The 251-nt window shown below is 69.7% G+C and carries 1 protein-coding gene; it reads left to right on the top strand.

The window, feature by feature from the left end; all coding sequences use genetic code 11:
- Positions 1–251 (top strand): SRPBCC family protein (locus SB660_RS22475; protein WP_410584694.1); only part of this gene is annotated, 251 nt, incomplete at both ends.

The raw sequence follows: 251 nt of genomic DNA, 5'->3' as shown, positions 1-251 counted from the left end.
CGGATGGTCCTGCCCGACGGGAACGGGATCGATTGGGCGGGCGAGTTCGTCGAGGTCGCCGCGAACGAGCGTTTTGTCTTCACGATCACGGACCGCCCCGCGGAACCCGAGCAGGCCGCGATCGTCGTGCGTCTCGCCGAGACCCCGGAGGGCACGCGCATGAGCTTCGCTCAGGAGGCGCCCGGCTTCACGGATGAGCAGAAGGCGGGGCTCCTCGCGGGGTGGCAGGGCTTCCTCGACGAGCTCGAGAG

The sequence above is a fragment of the Bacillus sp. SIMBA_005 genome, assembly GCF_046535585.1.
GTDB classification, from domain to species: Bacteria; Bacillota; Bacilli; order Bacillales; family Bacillaceae; genus Bacillus; species Bacillus pumilus.
This window is presented reverse-complemented; position numbering and strand designations above follow the sequence as displayed.